13 protein-coding genes are annotated in these 18,949 nt (G+C 43.4%); 6 read left to right on the forward strand and 7 right to left on the reverse strand.

Annotation, left to right across the window (positions count from 1 at the left end):
• Positions 1–153: 153 nt before the first annotated feature.
• Complete coding sequence (gene xerD / locus MSG37_RS07480; protein WP_248469954.1) at positions 154–1,056, reverse strand: site-specific tyrosine recombinase XerD; 903 nt, start codon at positions 1,054–1,056, stop codon at positions 154–156.
• Between the two features lie 180 nt (positions 1,057–1,236).
• A complete protein-coding gene (gene brnQ / locus MSG37_RS07485; RefSeq protein WP_248469955.1) occupies positions 1,237–2,580 on the reverse strand; it encodes a branched-chain amino acid transport system II carrier protein in 1,344 nt (447 codons plus the stop codon).
• A gap of 519 nt (positions 2,581–3,099) precedes the next feature.
• On the opposite strand from brnQ, the gene MSG37_RS07490 reads away from it, so the two are divergent.
• The 6 genes from MSG37_RS07490 to MSG37_RS07515 all read left to right on the forward strand — a co-directional run bounded on the left by MSG37_RS07490 (position 3,100) and on the right by MSG37_RS07515 (position 13,019).
• Positions 3,100–3,825 (forward strand): methyltransferase, encoded by a 726-nt coding sequence (locus tag MSG37_RS07490; protein WP_248469956.1) that lies wholly within the window; start codon positions 3,100–3,102, stop codon positions 3,823–3,825.
• A gap of 76 nt (positions 3,826–3,901) precedes the next feature.
• Positions 3,902–5,128, forward strand: a complete 1,227-nt coding sequence (gene srmB, locus MSG37_RS07495; RefSeq protein WP_248469957.1) for an ATP-dependent RNA helicase SrmB — start codon at positions 3,902–3,904, stop codon at positions 5,126–5,128.
• A 204-nt stretch (positions 5,129–5,332) separates the two neighbouring features.
• A complete protein-coding gene (locus tag MSG37_RS07500) occupies positions 5,333–6,556 on the forward strand; it encodes an efflux RND transporter periplasmic adaptor subunit (protein WP_248469958.1) in 1,224 nt (407 codons plus the stop codon).
• Positions 6,556–9,717, forward strand: coding sequence for an efflux RND transporter permease subunit (locus MSG37_RS07505; protein WP_248469959.1), 3,162 nt, complete (start codon positions 6,556–6,558; stop codon positions 9,715–9,717). Before MSG37_RS07500 ends, MSG37_RS07505 begins: the two co-directional genes overlap by 1 nt.
• A 119-nt stretch (positions 9,718–9,836) precedes the next feature.
• Positions 9,837–10,445: a TatD family nuclease-associated radical SAM protein gene (locus tag MSG37_RS07510; RefSeq protein WP_248469960.1), complete on the forward strand. Its 609-nt coding sequence runs from the start codon at positions 9,837–9,839 to the stop codon at positions 10,443–10,445.
• Between the two features lie 354 nt (positions 10,446–10,799).
• Positions 10,800–13,019 (forward strand): PAS domain-containing protein, encoded by a 2,220-nt coding sequence (locus MSG37_RS07515; protein WP_248469961.1) that lies wholly within the window; start codon positions 10,800–10,802, stop codon positions 13,017–13,019.
• Between the two features lie 384 nt (positions 13,020–13,403).
• Here the strand turns inward: MSG37_RS07515 and MSG37_RS07520 are convergent, their stop codons facing one another.
• The 5 genes from MSG37_RS07520 to fba all read right to left on the reverse strand — a co-directional run bounded on the left by MSG37_RS07520 (position 13,404) and on the right by fba (position 18,735).
• Complete coding sequence (locus MSG37_RS07520) at positions 13,404–14,867, reverse strand: hypothetical protein (protein ID WP_248469962.1); 1,464 nt, start codon at positions 14,865–14,867, stop codon at positions 13,404–13,406.
• A gap of 223 nt (positions 14,868–15,090) precedes the next feature.
• Positions 15,091–15,606 carry a hypothetical protein gene (locus MSG37_RS07525; RefSeq protein WP_248469963.1) on the reverse strand — a complete coding sequence of 172 codons (516 nt, stop codon included), beginning with the start codon at positions 15,604–15,606 and terminating at the stop codon, positions 15,091–15,093.
• A 4-nt stretch (positions 15,607–15,610) separates the two neighbouring features.
• On the reverse strand, positions 15,611–16,348 hold the full coding sequence (locus MSG37_RS07530) for a winged helix-turn-helix domain-containing protein (RefSeq protein ID WP_248469964.1): 738 nt from the start codon (positions 16,346–16,348) through the stop codon (positions 15,611–15,613).
• Positions 16,349–16,677: 329 nt separating this feature from the next.
• A complete protein-coding gene (locus MSG37_RS07535; protein ID WP_248469965.1) occupies positions 16,678–17,418 on the reverse strand; it encodes a DUF481 domain-containing protein in 741 nt (246 codons plus the stop codon).
• A 252-nt stretch (positions 17,419–17,670) separates the two neighbouring features.
• The gene (fba, locus tag MSG37_RS07540; RefSeq protein WP_028765784.1) at positions 17,671–18,735 is read right to left on the reverse strand and encodes a class II fructose-bisphosphate aldolase; all 1,065 of its coding nucleotides are present in this window, start codon (positions 18,733–18,735) and stop codon (positions 17,671–17,673) included.
• Positions 18,736–18,949 lie beyond the last annotated feature (214 nt).

Genomic DNA, 18,949 nt, shown 5'->3' on the forward strand with positions numbered 1-18,949 from the left:
TCAAATATTTATCTAGAACAGAGCCTAAACGCCCTTGGCTCGGTTGGCTATTCAACAAAGTTAAAGCGCGTAATCAATTCAACTTAACCGCAGAAAATGGCCAGCAGCTAACGCTAGTGGCTATAACCAATCAATTAAAAACCAGACAAGTAACTAACCGCGAGGATGATGCTCGCTATGCAAACTTGAAAGCCTAGCAGTGGCAACATGGGTATAAATTTGCGTGGTTGATAAGTCGCTATGGCCTAGTAGGAGCTGCACTACACGTAAGTCTGCACCATGGTTTAACAGATGGGTGGCAAATGCATGGCGTAATGTGTGCGGTGATAACTCAGTGTTAATACCAGCTCTTAAAGCGTATAGCTTAATCCGGTGCCAAAAAGTCTGCCGCGTCATCTGTTGCGCCCTTTTTGAGGGAAATAACACATCACTTTGCTTACCTTTTAATAGCTCTGCACGAGCAAACTTAAGGTAAGTTTCTAGCTCCGTTACCGCTAATTCACCTAGTGGCACTAAGCGCTCTTTACCGCCTTTACCGGTAATGCGCACTAGCCCTTGGCGCAAACTGAGTTGCTCCATGGTCAGACCCACCAGCTCCGACACACGCAAACCTGTGGCGTACAAAAGCTCCAACATGGCTTTATCGCGGATTTCTAGCGGATCGTCATCAACCGGTTCTGCCAACAAACGGTCGATATCTTGTTCACTCAGCGAGTCAGGCAGTTTACGCGCCAACTTTGGCGACTCGATTAACGCCATAGGGTCGGTTTCAATCTGCTTTTTAATGACCAAGTAGCCATAAAAGCGCCTCAGGCTGCTCATCATGCGCGCGCTGCTGGTTTTAGCACTGCCTTTGTCAAAACGCTCGGCAAGATAGTCTCTTATCTCTAATTGATCACAAGTGCGCAGTTCACCGCCTTTACGCTGCACATATCGGTCTAAATGCCGCAAGTCAGTGCGATAGGCACTTAAGGTGTTGTCACTTAGCCCCTTAGTTGACCAAAGATCATCTAAGAAAATATCAATAATGCTATCAGGCGTGTACTTATCTGACACTTCTCATTCCTTTTACTTTAAAAGAAGTCCCTAGCTCCTAGGACCAGCTTTTCCTAGCCCCTTCTTCTAAACCTTGTTTAAACAAAAAGGCGATGATTCAATGAATCATCGCCTCAATATTATGCCATTGCGTTATGGTTCGCTATCTTAATCAAACCAGCAATTAGGCTATATCAGTTTCTAGCTAGCAGCTACTGGCTGACTTGGTTTCTTCGCCATTAGACAAGCAATAATCACGATAGCAGTTGGTAATAACCACGCCATGCCTTCGTTATGCAGTGGCATAAAGTTAAAGAAGCTTACATCCACTTTAGCGGCTTTAAAGCCATCAACGATACCAAAGAACAATGCAACACTTAGTACAATGCGGTGCGCCATCTTAGGGTGTGCAAAACGTTCAGTTAAGAAAGTTACCGCTACTAATGCAATCGCAACAGGGTAAACAGTCATTAGCACTGGAACACTAATGTCGATTAACTGCGCCAAACCTACGTTAGCAACCGTTGCACAAACAACACTAACTAATACCACAAAACGGCGGTATGAAACTTTAGGTACTAGCTCGTTAAAATACTCACCACAAGCACTGATTAGGCCAACAGATGTAGTTAAACAAGCAAGGGTTACCACTGATGACAACAAGATCATGCCACTTGCGCCAAACTTAGCAATTACGTAATTAGTTAAAATTACGCCACCGTTTTCAGCGCCTGTCGCTAAATCACCCGCTGTAGCACCTAAGAAAAATAGTGAAACATAAACAAAGGCTAGACCTGCAGCAGCAATTAAAGCCGCTTTGATCAGATACTTAGTTTGCGCAGCAGGTTCGCTAATACCTTTTTTACGTAGAATATCGATAATTAGGATACCGAAAATCAACGATGCCAAGGTGTCCATGGTGTTGTAGCCTTCCAAGATACCTTTTGTTAGCGGATTAGTTTGGTAGTCGCCAACTGCAGCGCCAATGTCGCTACCTGGGATCACAATCACAGAGATTGCTAGACCGACTAATAATAAAATCAAGATTGGTGTTAGTACTTTACCCACGCTATCTAGAAGCTTGCCAGGGAATAGAGCAAGCACCATTGAAAGGCCGAAAAACCCTAACGTATAAAATAGTTGAGTGATATTAAACGTTAAGCCAGCGATCATAAATGAGGCTGTCGTGTCTTCTAGGAAAGGTTTAAAACCGACTTCATAAGCAACTAGGCCAGTTCTTGGTGCCGCAAATGCAGGCCCTATAATAATGAAGATCGACACTGCTAATGCAGTTGCAGCGATGGGAGGCAGCAGTTGCATAATTTTGCCGTTCGCTTTAGCGACAGCAATAAGAGTGATCAGTGGTAAACCGACAGCTGTAATTAAAAAGCCAAACATGGCAAGAGTGATGTTTTCACCAGCTAAAAAGCCAGCCAAAGGCGGGAAAATTAGGTTACCTGCGCCCAAAAAGAACGCGAAGGTCATAAACCCTAACCCTAACGTATCTGCGATACTCAACTGATTGTTTTGCACTTTATTCCCCATCTAGATTTTATTTAGTTAACTATTTAATGCCATCACGCCTCAGCGGCACCACATTAGGATGACAACAAAAAAACGTGTAATTATTACTTTACATGGTTCCGTGGTAAATACGGCCGATTCTTGGCGAGTTTTTGAACAGCAGCGGAAGATACTAACGCTAAAATTGCTTGAAAACTGGTTTACCGTCTCTAAAACTGGGCTTTTACCCAGCAAAGAGAGCATACTATTAGCAGAGTAAAACCTAATAAACAAGCAAGCATGCGGAATAAAGCGCGATCTCGATACAAGGCGCAACCCTATATTAACAATGCATTTTCATAACTTACATTCACCCTATTAGCCCACACAACACGACACATCTGCTTTAATAGCCAGCAAGCACTATAAAGCTAGTAACCACTTACCATCAGCAAGGTAAAATCTGCGGCTAATAGTTAACAACTTCTGATAATTTGCTAATTTCAGCCTCGGCTTGTTTAGCGTACAATTACGCGAATTTCTCTAATAAACCTTTTCTAGATGCCTTTTACTTTTAAACGTTTTCATATCGACGATAGTCGCTGCGGTATGCCAGTTAGCACTGACGGTGTATTACTTGGTGCGTGGGCACCACTGGCTAAGGCGAAAAGTATTTTAGATATTGGCGCAGGTAGTGGGCTACTCAGTCTAATGGCCGCTCAGCGCAGCAAAGCCTGTATTACTGCAGTAGAGCTTGATCCATTAGCGGCTGCAGATTGCTTAAATAACTTTAGCGCTAGCCCTTGGTCTGCTCGCTTAGCATTAGTGTGCACTGACATAGCTAGTTATAGCGCAGCCCAGCTTGAGTCTAACTCGCCTCGATTTGAGCATATCATCTGTAATCCGCCTTATTTTGCTAATGGGCCGCAGTCAGATAACAGCGCCAGAGCCACAGCCAGACACACTGACAGCTTAAGCTTTGACACTTTATTGCAGTGCATTAAAACCCTATTGGCCGATGATGGTGTGGTGAGTTTGATTTTGCCTAGCGAGTCAGTCGCGCAACTTGAAGCTAAACTTAAGCACTACCAGCTAGCGCTTCGAGGCAAACTGTTTGCCGCAAGCGTTGAGGGCAAAGTAGCTAATCGGCAGATCTTGCTGCTTGGTCATGCATCAAACACATTTGAGGCGACAAGCATTGAACAACAGCTGACTATCCGCCAGAAAAACGGCCAGTACAGCGATGAATTTATCCAACTTAGTCAGGATTTTTATTTAAAGCTCTAGATGCAGCGATCTAATCGTTTAAAGTCTCTGCTATAAGCTTTATAATGTCCGGCTATTATTTATTGAGATGCCACGCATGCAATTTGAAGATCTCCAGCTTGACCCTTGTTTGTTAGAGTCACTGAAAGCAATGGGCCACAACAAGCCCACTACGATACAACAGCAAACAATCCCAGTCGCTATGGAGCAAAGAGATATCTTAGCTCGCGCGCCTACGGGCACGGGTAAAACAGCAAGCTTCCTTCTGCCTGCGTTGCAACACCTTATCGACTTCCCTCGTCGATACGGCGGCCGCGCACGAGTATTGATCTTAACGCCAACCCGTGAGCTTGCTAGCCAAATTCACCGTTATGCGAGTCACCTTGCAACAGGTTTAGGTCTAGACACAGTGATTATCACTGGTGGTGTACCTTACGGCCCGCAAGAAGAAGCACTACAAAAGAACGTTGATATCTTAGTTGCTACGCCAGGTCGTTTAATGGAGTACCTAGATAAAGGTCACTTCAACGCTGAAGAAGTAGAAGTACTTGTTATCGACGAAGCAGACCGCATGCTAGACATGGGTTTCTCTGCTGTTGTTGAAAGTATTGCTATCGAATCTGTTGGCCGTAAACAAACTATGTTGTTCTCAGCCACCCTTGAAGGCAGTGACGTAGGTCGTTTCTCACACAATCTACTGACTAACCCAGTTAAGTTAGAAGCTGAAGCACCACGCAGCGAAAAAGCTAAGATCCATCAGTGGATCCACTTAGCCGATGACAAAGCGCATAAGTTTGCCTTGCTTGCAGCATTGTTAAAGCAAGAAGAAGTACAACGTACGATTGTCTTCGTTAAGACCCGTGAAGCTGTAGCTAGCCTTGAAGGTCTGCTACAGAAAGAAGGTATACCTTGTGCCTTTATGCGTGGCGATATGGAGCAGAAAGCGCGTTTCCAAGCGCTAGGTCGCTTTACCAAAGGTGAAGTAAACATCTTACTAGCGACTGACGTTGCAGCACGTGGTATCGACATTGACGGTATTACCCACGTTATCAACTTCGATATGCCTCGCTCTGCAGACACTTATGTTCACCGTATTGGCCGTACTGGTCGTGCTGGCGCTAAAGGTACTGCGATTTCGTTAGTTGAAGCACACGACATTCGCGTTGTGGGTAAAATTGAGCGTTATATCGGTCAGCCACTGAAGCGTCGCTTCGTCAAAGATCTGCGTCCAAAGAACAAAGAAGCTAAGCCACCAGGAAAGAAGAAAGCCGGTCCTGAAGGCAAAAACTTCAGCAAAAAGAATAAAAAGAAAAAGAAGAAGTAAAATCGCTTCATCTATTCTTTAACAACAATATTTAAAGGGTCACAGTGATGTGACCCTTTTTTTATCCACTCATCGCAAGATATATTTTCTTGCAACACCCTACAATTAGAAACATTTCATTTACAAATAATGATTTAACCTTGGCTTTGACTCTGGTAATTTAGGCATCAATCAAGATACCTTTTGCACGGACCAGCAGATCAGATGACCTTTAATATAAAAACAATTCTTAGAAGAATGATGCCATTCTTTATTCTTACCGCATTTGTAATCGCTGCGATAATTCTTATTGGTACCAAACAAGCACCAGAGCAAAAGGCTGATGAAGTGCCGCTACCGATTATTGATGTGACAGAGGTTGAGCAGCGCACCGTTTCGCTTAACTTGCCCTCATATGGTGTTGTGACCCCAAAATACAAAACCCAACTAGTAACTGAAGTTCAAGGTCGCATGCTGTCTATTTCAGCAAACTTTGTTGCTGGCGGCGTGGTCAAAAAAGGCGATGAACTAGCGGTTATTGAACCATCTGATTACGAGGCAGACTTGATGCAAGCGCAAGCCTCACTTGCTCAAGCAAAAGCCGCGCTTGAAGAAGAACGTGCCAAAGGTGAAGTCGCTAAAAATGACTGGAAAGGTTATGACGGCGGCATTCCGCCAGAGCTTGGTTTACGTTTACCTCAGCTAAAACAAGAGCAAGCTAATGTGAAGTTCCAGCAAGCAGCTCTTGCTCGTGCCCAGCGTAATTTAGAGCGCACAGTTATTCGTGCACCATTTGACGGAATAATCAAAGCACGTAACGTCGATTTAGGTCAGTACGTTACCTTAGGTACAAACTTAGGTGAGTTATACGACACGCAAATTGCAGAAGTTCGCTTACCACTGTCAAACAATGATCTTGCCTACTTAGAGTCGGTTGATAACCCAGACACTGATGTTAGCTTAAGCGCTGATCTCGCGGGCAAAACCATTACTTGGCAAGGACAAATTATTCGCAGCGAAGGCGTGATTGATGCTGAAAACCGCATGGTTTACTTAGTTGCTGAAGTGAAAGATCCCTACCTACGCAGTGAACGCCTTGAAGGCCAGCTACCACTTAAATACGGCACCTTTGTTACTGCTGTAATTAAAGGCCGCACCGTAACAGGCATAGTTAAACTGCCACGTCACTTAGTACGCAGTAATAAAGTAACGGTTGTTAACGATGACAATAGTATCGAGCTTAGAGAAGTTAACATCGTAAAAAGCGATCTTGAAAACGTATACATCAAAGACAGCCTTGCCGATGGTGAGCGTATATCTTTGACTAACCTTACCAATGCCGAAAATGGTCAATTAGTGAAAGTCTTGGGCGAGCAAAACAACTCATCACAAGATGAAGCAACCGAGACAGGCAATGAAGAGCAACTTGCTAACGCAGGAGCTCAATAATGAACCCAGAAACTCCAACGTCAACAAGCGCATCGAGTCAAACCGGCATTATTGCCTGGTTTGCCCGTAATAATGTTGCCTCAAATCTACTTATGTGGATTTTGATCATCGGTGGTCTATTTAGCACCTTGATAATCAACAAAGAGGTGTTTCCATCGTTTGAGCTCAATTACATTAATATCACCGTCGCCTACCCTGGCGCCGCACCTCAAGAAATTGAGGAAGGTATTAACATTAAAATCGAAGAAGCTATTCAAGACATTAATGGCATCAAAAAAGTCAGCTCTGTCGCCAGCGAAGGTGTTGGCTCTGTGTCAATTGAGGTAGAAGACAGCTACGATCCACAAGACGTGTTAGATGAAGCCAAACTACGTATCGATGCGATCTCAACCTTTCCAGTAAACATTGAAAAGCCGGATATCTTCCGCGTTAAACCTGAAAACAATGTCATTTGGATTTCAGTTTATGGCGACCAGTCACTGCAAGAGATGAAAGAACTGGCCAAGGTGATCCGCGACGATATTGCCGCACTTCCTGCAGTCACTAAAGCAAAAGTAACTGGGGTACGTGATTACGAGATTGGCATTGAACTGTCTGAAGATAAACTACGTGAATATGGCCTTACCTTTTCGCAAGTAGCACAGGCGGTACAAAACTCATCGATAGATTTACCCGGCGGTTCAATTCGCGCTAAAGATGGCGACATCTTGCTGCGTACCAAAGGCCAAGCTTATACCGGTGAAGACTTTTCGCAAATCGTTGTCAGTACCCGCCCTGATGGCAGCCGTATTATGTTGCCACAAGTGGCTACGATTAATGATGGTTTTGAAGAGCGTTTAGAGTACACCCGTTTTAATGGTCAACCATCAGCGATTATTGAAGTCCTTAGTGTTGACGATCAAAACGCGCTGGATATTTCAGAACAAGTTAAAGCCTATGTTGAGCAAAAGCGTGACGTTTTGCCTACAGGGGCAAAGCTCGATACTTGGGGTGACTTGACCCATTATCTTAAGGGTCGTTTGAACATGATGCTGTCTAATATGTTCTACGGTGCCTTGCTGGTATTTTTGATTCTAGCGCTGTTCTTAGAAATTAAACTGGCGTTTTGGGTCATGATGGGGCTACCAATTAGCTTCCTTGGTGCCATGCTATTTATGCCACTTGAGCCGTTTTCTTTATCAATTAACTTATTAACACTATTCGCCTTTATTCTGGTGCTAGGGATAGTGGTGGACGACGCCATTGTGATTGGTGAAAGCGCCTATAGTGAGATAGAAGAAAAAGGCCACTCTTTAGATAACGTCATTAAAGGCGCCAAAAAAGTCGCTATGCCCGCCACCTTTGGTGTACTCACAACCATTGCGGCATTTATGCCAATGCTAATGGTCTCAGGCCCACAGGGAATTATTTGGAAATCCATCGGTATGGTGGTGGTGTTATGCCTAATATTTTCTTTGATTGAATCAAAACTGATTTTGCCAGCTCACTTAGCACATATGAAACCGCGTAAGCCTCGTGAGCAACTCGGTACCCTAGGCCGTTTAAAAGCTAAGCTTAATGACAAGCTACAAAGCTTTATTCATAACTACTATCGCCCGTTTTTAGAGCGTTGTATTGTGCAGCGTTATAACGCGGTTGCCGTGTTTATTGGCGTATTGATTTTATCAATCTCACTAGTGCTCAGCGGCCAAGTGCGCTGGGTGTTCTTCCCTAATCTGCCATCTGACTTTATTCAGGTTAATCTGGAAATGGAAGAAGGCAGCTCGGAAGAAAATACCTTAAAAGTCGTACAAGAAGTTGAAGAAGCGCTCTACGCCATGAACGATGAAATGGAGCAAGAGCTTGGTTACCCTGTGGTTAAACACAGCTTCATTAATATGAGTTCACGCACTTCAGCATTCTTGTTTGCTGAGCTGACCAAAGGCGAAGACCGTGAAGTCGACGGCGAAGCCATTGCTACCGCATGGCGTAAAAACCTGCCTGAACTACTCGCGGTGAAAAAGCTTAATATTAACGCCAGTACTAATGAAGGTGGAGATATCTCATTTAGGCTAACCTCGAGCAATCTAGACCAACTATCTAAAGCCTCTGAAGAGCTCAAGCAAAAGCTTAGAACTTATGAAGGCGTGTATGACATTGCTGATAACTTCTCATCAGCTAGCCAAGAAATTAAACTGAAAATCCGTCCAGAAGCTGAAGCCTTAGGCTTAACTTTGTCAGATCTTGCGCGCCAAGTTCGCTATGGATTCTATGGCTATGAAGCTCAGCGGATTTTGCGTAATAAAGAAGAAGTTAAAGTGATGGTGCGCTACCCATTAGAACAGCGCCGCACTGTAGGCCACCTTGAGAATATGCTGATCCGCACTCCAAGTGGCGTAGCAGTACCTTTCTCAACTGTAGCAGACTTACAACTGGGTGATTCATACTCGTCTATCACCCGCGTTGATGGTCGCCGCGCGATTACGATTAATGCCAATGCTGATACCAATAAGGTTGAGCCGTCAAAAGTGGTGAGTGAAATACAAAACGATTTCTTACCGCAGCTGCAGGCTAAATATCCTAATATCTCAACCGCACTTGATGGCGGTAGCGCAGATGAGCAAAGCGCCCTGATTAGCTTGCTACAAGGTTTCTTCTTTGCGCTATTTACTATTTACGCGCTAATGGCTATTCCGCTTAAATCCTACAGCCAGCCACTGATCATTATGTCGGTGATCCCATTTGGCATGATTGGTGCGCTGTTTGGTCACTTTATTCTTGGCCTCAACATGAGCATCTTGAGTCTTTGTGGCATTGTGGCGCTAGCCGGTGTGGTAGTAAACGACTCGCTGATTTTAGTGGACTTTGTTAACCGCGCCCGCGCTGAAGGCCACAGTATTATTAGAGCGGCTGTTGATTCAGGCTGTTACCGCTTTAGAGCGATTATCTTAACCTCGCTGACAACCTTTGTTGGTCTAGTGCCTATCTTGCTTGAAAAGAGTTTACAGGCGCAGATTGTCATTCCAATGGCGGCGTCTTTAGCATTTGGTATTTTATTCTCGACGGTCGTCACCTTAGTCTTGGTGCCTTTGCTGTACATCATCTTAGATGATATTAGGCGTACTTTGCGTCGCTTTTTCAATTGGTGGTGGAAGCCAAAAACCGATGAGGTGTCAGCTTAACGATTAAAAAACTTGGGAGGCTTAGCCTCCCTTTTTTATACCGCAACTCGATCCAGCAAACAGATTTAACCTGCTGAAAGCTTTATTCTGTGGTTATACCGTTTTTAGATAGGTCCCCCATGGAAGCTCAACAACCCACTCTTGTTTACGATATTCGCAATAGCCGTTACCTCAATATTACTGGGCGCTGTACTTTGCAATGCCAGTTTTGTCCTAAACACAATGGCAGTAAACAGGTGCATGAGTACCAACTAGATCTAAATCGTCAACCAAAAGCAGATGAACTCATTAGCCAGCTCGGTGATGTTAGCCAGTTTGATGAATATGTATTTTGTGGCTACGGCGAGCCTACGCTGAACTTGGCAACCTTGCTTACTGTTGCCAGCGAAATTAAAAATCGGGCCGGCAAGGTGCGGGTCAATACCGATGGTTTAGGTAACTTATTCCATAGGCGCAATATTTTACCAGAATTAGCCAACTGCGTAGATAGCTTATCCATTTCACTTAATGCCGATACAGAGATAAGTTATTTGCAGCATTGCCGCCCTAAGCTCGCAGGCTCTTATGAAGCCTTATTAGACTTTATCAAGCTGGCGCCTGAATATATAAACGATGTGCAAGTATCAGCCATTAACGGTCTTGCTGGAGTGGATATTAACGCTTGCCGGCAAATCGTCGAATCTAGAGGCGCTGTGTTTAAGCAACGAGAGCTGGATATTGTCGGCTAGTTAAGCTAATCGAATTAATAGACTATAACCTATTAATATAAAGATTTGGTCGCTCAGCGAGAGTTTAGTAGCACTGAGACAAGGCCATTAAGAGCCTACTCTTGTTCATTCATAATCACAGAACTAGAGTCGCTAAAACTCGCCATTCTGGAGCGGTTTTGGCTGCCTACTTCTGCGTTGAATAACTTTATAAGGGAGCAACCATTCTTGCAGTTACTCGCCTTGAATTAGTTTGCCAAAAACGCTCTGAGTAGAACAACTACTTATACTAATAGGTATAAAGCTTATAAAACTGGTTAGGCCGACAATTCGTGTTAGTATATTGCGCATAATAACCGTAATAAAAATCGATACATGCTAAGCCGCAAACTACCATTATTAATCAGTGCTCAAGGGATCCATTGGTCTCAGCCGCGAATTTTAGCCATCGCCAGTCAGCTTTGTATGCTACTAGTGACAGTGATCATTCTGACTAATATCATCATCACCTTAGGTGAAAGACGTTTGCAAGAAGACTGGGCAACTCAGCGATATAGTGAGCTGCAAGCTGTGGGCGCATTAATCTCTGACAAGGTGACTTTTCAGCAATTCAGAACCCAAATGTTTGCTAAGTCTGAATTATTAAAACAATATTTAGCCCTGCCATCCGCTGAAAACCAAAAAAAGCTGCTCAATAATTGGGATACCTTAGTTAATAACGTGCCTGAGTTATTAGGTATCGCCCTTTACGATCCTCAAGGTCAACACAGGTTTGCCAGTAGCAATGACTTTGGTAAAGAGAGTTTGCCATCAGCTTTATTAGGTAGCGCCCGTAATATGGGCGGTAATGAGATTTATACCTCCCCGCTTGAGTTCACGCCAATCAATGGCCAGCTTGAGCCTTATCTGTACCAATTTGCTTGGCTAGAAAATCCAGACCAAAGCGTTCGTGGCTATCTTGTTACCTATAACTCGATGGCAAAAATGCTAAGAAACATTAAGCCAGCCTATTCTAGTGAGCAAGCGCCACTAATGATGCTTGATACTCAAGGTTTACTGTATGCCGGTGCACAATCTAGTAGCAGTGTGGGCCGTTTACCTGAAACCATGGGGGGCAGTTTAAAGCAATCCTACCCAGCATTATGGCGCAAAATGGCCATGAGCAATTTCGGTCAATTCCATGGCGACGCCGCCAGTTTTGTTTATCTAAAAGTTGAGCTAACCACTCAATATGAAACACGTCGAGAGTACTTCTTGGTGTCTTATATTAAGAATGATGAAATTGCAGCCAAGTTCTCGCAATGGCGCAACATTCTTATCTTAGGTGCATCAACGCTAACCTTGCTTGCCGCTATTGTTATCTTTTTAACTCACTTATATCGCTTAGTGCAGCGCTCTCGTGAGTTTAGTATTTATATGACCAACCGCTTATTCGACTCAGATAAAGGCTGTATCATCGCCAGCGATAGTGGCCGAGTCGTTATTGCCAACAACACAGTATCAAAGCTACTTCATCAGCCCATTGACGAGCTATCAGATCGCAGTTTGCAGCGAATTTTGAAAATGGATGAAGATGAATACAGCCAATTCTTAGATCAGATGCAAACTAAAAAAGAATGGCGTGGCGAGCTACTTATCGATCCTGATAGCTATAAGTGGCTAGCTATTCACAGTCGCACCGAAATTGGTGCCGACAATAAACGCAGTTACATGCTGGTCACCTTTGAAGATATTAGCGAGCTCAAGCAAGTTCAGCAGCAAGCGACTCTGTGCCGCTTATTGAATGACGTACCAATGGCCAGCGTGTTAACTGACGCCAAAGGCCTTGTGCTAAAAGCAAACGACGCCTTTAACCAACTTTTACAGATTGAAGATAGCACCACGCTTAATGTCAGCACTTTATTGAGTGATGAGTTTAGTCAGCAATGGCCACAAATTTCACAGCAACTGCAAATTCAAGGCTGTTGGAAAGGACAGGTATTTGTTGTACTTAGTCACGCGCCAGATCAATTCTTACAAGCAACACTAAAAGGCCACTTGGATAGCTCAGGTGAACTGGAATACATTCACTGCAGTTTTGAGCTAGCAGAGCAAAGAGCATTCGCCAGAGAAAATGGCAGCTTAGTGCCAAAGCGCAGCACCATCTTTAATCACAAAGATGACTTAGAGCGTTATTTCACTAACCTAACGCAAAAGTGCAAAGACTTCTCTAGCTTGCTAATGATAGATATTAGTGCCGATGGAATGCTTAGCCATATGAGTGATTTAGGTCAGCTTGAATCGCGCCAAAAGGAAGTCGAAATTCACCTACTGCGCGATTTACCACACCGCTATCAAATGTCTCATTGGCAGCTGGGTAAATTGATTGTGGTGTTGCCAGATACTAATTCAGATCAAGCGCACTACTTTGCCCTAGAGAGCCTAAATAAACTCAATGATAATGGCTTAGGTGACGGGATTTGTATAGGTATTGCTTCGTATCAAGCGGGGCAAACTTTAGAGCAGCTAATCGCCAATGCGGGAGTTGCACTAAAACGTGCAAAGCAAACCGGTGATCAAAATATCTGCCAAGCCTTTACCCGTTTTGATAGCTAATTGCGGCTAATCCCTTGCGATTAAAAACAGCCTAAAACCAGCAGTTAAGCCCTTTAACTTATACCAATCAGTATAAACATTTAGTCACTCAGCGAGAGTTTAGCGGTTTTGAGGCAAGGCAACGAGTGAAGAGCATAGTTGCTCTACGTTCAAGCTCGTTAACACAGCATCAGAATCGCTAAAACTCGCCATTCTGGAGCGCTTTTGGCTGCCTACTTCTGCGTTGAATAGCTTTATAAGGGAATAACCATTATTGCAGCTATTCGTCTTGAATTAGTTTGCCAAAAGCCGCTCTGAGTAGATCAAATTCTTATACTGATTGGTATTAAAGGGCTTTTTTATAAACAAAAACCATTAATCCGCTAACGGGCTTTTATCTTGGATCTAGTGTTTTGCCTTATCCTTTACCTTGTCTTCCCGTTTATCTTTGAGGTTATCTGTTAGCTCATCTTTAAACGGTGCTTCTTCCATGTTTTCAACACCTGAAGGTAAGTCACTCTCAGTGATCTCAATAATCGCTGAGCGGTTCATGGTGATTTTATAACGAGCATATTGCTGCGCTTGTTTGCCCTCTTTAAGCACCAGCACTAAGTTGACTTGGTAACGGCGCTCTACCGACTCATTACTTATCTTGCCGTCGTGCTCTTTGTAGATCTTATCTTTACCGCGCTCTAAATTGCGAGCAAAAGGCACAAAACTAAAGTTCACCTGCTCTTGAATCGTTGAGTAACCCGACAAGAAATCCTTTTGCGATACCCGAGTCTGAATGCCGTAATGTAAGATCTCTGCGTCTACTTTATTCTGGCTATGGCGCTTAGTTAAGATCTCAGCGACCGTTTTCGGCAACTCCTTCTTGCGCATAAACTCCAGCCAAACAAGTTGCCTAGCAATAATATTTTTGCTGGTTGTATCGCTTAACGCCCTACTCCAGCGTGGACGGCCCTTTTGAATGATACGCCACAGCGCGTTGCGAATATCGTCTTTAAAGATCTCACGAAAGCCGTAAATCACCGCCAGTGTCAGTACCAATGCTATTGTCAGGCCGCTGAAAAAGCCCTGAGCCTTAATAATCAGTGCCGATACCACTAACATCACCATAGCGGTAGCAATGCCTGTGGTCATCTTTTTAAGTCCTACGCCTAAGGTTTTTAAATCCTCTTTAAGTACTACCCCCTGCTGAATGAGTCGACGCAGTAACAACATCTTATTAGCGATACGGTTAGGATCTTTAATCGTTTGCGATGAGTTGTAATTACGCTCTTTACGATACTGCGCCTCAGCTCGACACAGATTTAACACGCGGTCGTTTATCTCATTAAAATCACTGGTTCGCGGGGCATGAGCCAGCAGTTTTAGTAAGCGCTGCTCACAAAACCAAGACAGATAATTATCGGCATTTTCAAAATACGACTTCCACTTCTCATCACTTGGCTCATTACGCCTAAAACGTTTTAGCAGGTGCACAACTTGTTCGCTCAACTCGTCGAGCAAACTGTAAAACTGCTCAAAGTCTTCTACTTGCCCAAGTTCCTTACAGTCGGTTTCAATGGCCACTGCAAATTGGTAGGCAAACAGGTTTAGGTACAGCCTAAACTCTTCAACTGTGCGCTTTTTCTGGCTAGCGAAACGGCTTTGCACCAAAGGCAGGTGTAAGCCCGATGAATAATAGGAGCGACGCCCAGTAATTGATGAGTGGTAATACTCTTCTTCATTGAGGCTTTGTGGGTTAATGCCCATCTCTTTGGGCAGGAAAAAATACAGATCAAGCCTACGATTATCGCCGGCTTCCATCTGATGCAGAAACTTAATCGACAGTGACTCTTCTTGCTTAATTCTGACTTTAGACACAGACACCTTATTCATTTGAGTAAAAGAAATGAGGTCAATGAGTTAACTCATCTCAGTAAGATAGGTTTCAATTCAACGTTTGATGACTTATACATTATGGCTGAGTTTACTGCGCGCTTGAATACTTTATCTAAAAAGCTTTTATCGCAAGTGATTTAAAACGAGCGCGTTGGACTAATGTTCACCATTGACCCAACGGCTTTGATTAAGCAGATGTATGAGCTTATTTGATTTTACAAGCCCACAAGCTGTTACCGGGATCGATTTGAATCGTCACCATACCTGCTGCTTTATTCATTTCTAGCACTTTTACCAAAAACGGCTCACTGTCATTATCGGCAACCATATATTGAGCTAATTGAATCGCCTCTTGCAGTGACTCATTCGGCTCAGGTTGTAGAAGCCCTTTAGCGTACTGACCCGCGGACAAGTCAATTGAGTAAGTTAAAATTGGCGCTTTAATCTTTTCAACCGTACCCACTGCGCTAATCTTATTAGTAAGCTTATCGCCTTGGTAATAGCTCATTGATACGTTAACACCTCGGCCATTATTTTCTATTCTCAGCTGCTGGCTATCCCCAAAACCGCTGCCTACCTGGTAAGCATTGGCAACGCAGTGCAAACTGGTGTTTCTATCATCATCTACTGTGTGGTCTAGAAATAAGCACATTGCAAAAATCAACGTTAAGGTCGCTAAAATAGGTGTAGCCTTAAAACCTACAAAAGGATTTTTGTTCATATACTTATTCACAAATACCTGCCTCTTTTAGCCAGGCATCGTCGATAAAGTGCCAATCATCACCGACATTTTTAACTTTTAGATTCAAACAAGCCTTACCGTCATCGGCAAAGTTATTCATTACAAATTCTAGCTTGTTACCGTCGTTTGACGGCGCAACATAAATTCGCTGCCATTTTACCTGCTCACAATTAGCTATCTTTAAAGCTAACTCTTTCACTCGAGAATGATATTTAGCTTTGTCTTCATCTAAACCATAAATAGGCACTAAGATTGAGTTTGTGCCTTTAATGGCCACTTTATCGGGCATAGATAGGCTAATATCAGAGGTGGTTCTTAGGTTCATTGCCAAGAAGATAATCAATAAAACACCTAAGATCAGGCAAAGAACGTAGTTCTTTATTGAAATAGAGCTTAATGCACACGTCAGCATTGGCCTTTCTTTGGCCTTAACATGTAGCAAGTAGCCTTGCTTAGCGACATTTTCAATCCAGGCAGAATGCTCTCTACCTAAAAAGCGCTTAATGTTATTTACTGCTGTAGCAATATCTTGAAAGCTAACAACTTTAGGCTGAAATTTGTCGCACATCGATTCTGTAGACACAACTTGACCTCTAGCCTGCATAAGTTGATGCAGCACAAGATATTCGATGTCGGATAATTTGAGTGATGAAACTGATTCGGATCGAGTATGGATCAGCTCCCGTAACTCGAGGTCGAATCGATATGGACCTATATACACATTAACAACTCTAACTAAATAACTGAGCAACAGTTTACTGTTATTCTGAGCCTGAGTCCGCGATTTAATGCTGCTTTAGCCAAGCTGATGCTACTTTCGTGAGTTCTCGCACATAAATGTTATCAATATTAAAAAGTTAAGCGAAACAACCTGATACAGATGAAATAACAAAGTTAAATAGCGATTTAAAAACACACAACAGACAAACCAAAATCAATCAAGTACAAAACAAAAAGGCATCTTATCGATGCCTTATACCCACTTAACTTCACAGTTAACCATAAACTGTCAAAAAATGAACAGCTACCCTTGAGCAACTGTTAACATTTTTAAAAAGCGTATAACAGTGTCATGTTAGTTTCAGTGTCAGTACTTTTCTTATCATCTAGCGGAGAATCGTTATAACGTACGATAACCGCAAACTTCATTGCTAACGCACCAATGATATTGGCTGTGATTGCAGTTTCAGATCGGCCTTCAAAGCTATCACCGTAATCGGCAACAAATAACTGGCTAAAACGCGAGCTATCACTAATGTCATAAGTAAAGTTCATCGCACCGTGAGCCACGACGCTGTCTTCACTATCGTAGCCTAACAATGCAGACTGCTCGTCATCCAGCTTTTTATAGATATAACCAGGACCAATTTCAGCACTTAGGAACATATCGCCGCTATCGATAAACTTATGACCGTAACCGGTAGAAACAACAGCTTTATGATCGTAACCGGTGAATGGGTCAACTTCATAGTTACCGGTGATATACATATAGTTCTTCTCATCGAACTTATAATCACCTTGAACACCACCGTAGTAACGCTTTGCAGTTACTTCATCAGTGTCCTCTTTATATAGACCTTCAAATAGGTAAACGTTTTCCCAGTTACCTAGCTCCTGCATCATCTTCAAACGCGCTTTAACTGAAGAAGTATCAGTGTTACCAGTGGTTAATGTAGCACCCAGTTCAGCTTCACCTGCGAAAGTCTTATCGCCTTCTACAAAATCGGCACCAGCGTGCACAGCAAAAGGAGCTGCCATTACCACTGCCATAGCTGTAAGCATTTTTTTCATATTTGTTGTACTCCGTTTACCTAGTTCCCTAAAAATCCGCGCAATATTAACATTTAACACCAACAATTGAAAACCTTGCTTACAAATGCACCGCCTTAGCTAATACTAAAAATTAGGGCGCTATCGCAGCTATTTCGTAATCAGAACAAAGCTGCTTTCAGCCTACGCTAACTCAACAAATTGCAGACAAAAAAATACCTGCACTGGGCAGGTATTTTTATTGCTGGTCACAAAGACCATTAACCGTAAAACTTACTTGATTTGTGGATCAAGTTCGCCTGACTGGTAAGCTTTATACATAGCTTGTAGTGACTTCGGCTTGATCTTAGAACCCATACCCGCACAACCGAACGCTTCGTAACGAGTCGTACAGATGTCAGCCATTGCTTCCATTGACGCTTTAAGGAATTTACGTGGGTCGAATTCAGCTGGGTTTTCAGCTAGGAACTTACGTACCGCACCTGTTGATGCAAGACGTAGATCGGTATCGATGTTAACTTTACGCACACCGTGCTTGATGCCTTCAACGATCTCTTCTAAAGGTACGCCGTAAGTTTCAGGGATAGCACCACCGTATTGGTTGATGATCTCTAACCACTCTTGCGGTACTGAAGACGAACCATGCATTACAAGGTGGGTGTTAGGAATACGTGCGTGGATCTCTTTAATACGGTCAATACGTAGTACGTCACCGGTAGGCTTGCGGCTAAACTTGTACGCGCCGTGGCTAGTACCGATAGCAATAGCTAGTGCATCAACGTGAGTGTCAGCAACAAAGCGTGCAGCTTCTTCTGGAGTAGTTAGTAGTTGGTCATGGCTAAGTACGCCTTCTGCACCAACACCGTCTTCTTCACCCGCCATACCCGTTTCTAGGCTACCTAGACAACCGATTTCACCTTCAACAGACACACCACAAGCATGAGCAAAAGCTACTGTGCGGCGAGTTACGTCAACGTTGTACTCGTATGATGCAGGTGTTTTGCCATCTGCCATCAAAGAACCGTCCATCATTACTGAAGACATACCAAGCTGGATAGAGCGCTGACAAATATCAGGATCAGTACCGTGGTCTTGGTGAATACATACAGGAATATCTGGATACTGCTCAAGAGCAGCCGCCATTAGATACTTAAGGAATTGTGGACGTGCATACTTACGTGCACCAGCTGACGCCTGAACAATAACAGGGCTATCTGTTGCTTCAGCAGCTTGCATAATTGCGCGCATCTGCTCAAGGTTGTTCACGTTAAATGCAGGAACACCATATCCGTGCTCTGCTGCGTGATCTAACATTTGACGTAGGGAAATTAAGGCCATTTTTTACTCCAATAATAGGGTGAGTCGCCTCACCAAGGTCACTATCGTTTGGATGGATTTTTATGCTCTAACATTGTCAGTTTTAAGCCGACTAACATTAAAGCGGTTACTTTTAATTTTGAGTATTATTTACAGTCGCTATATACAGCTTTTTATTGGCTTTTATTATCGCTGTAATACGCGTTTATCATCACTGTTTTGTTGGCGGCTAGTG

This window comes from Shewanella sp. 1CM18E (assembly GCF_023161665.1).
Taxonomy (GTDB): Bacteria; Pseudomonadota; Gammaproteobacteria; order Enterobacterales; family Shewanellaceae; genus Shewanella.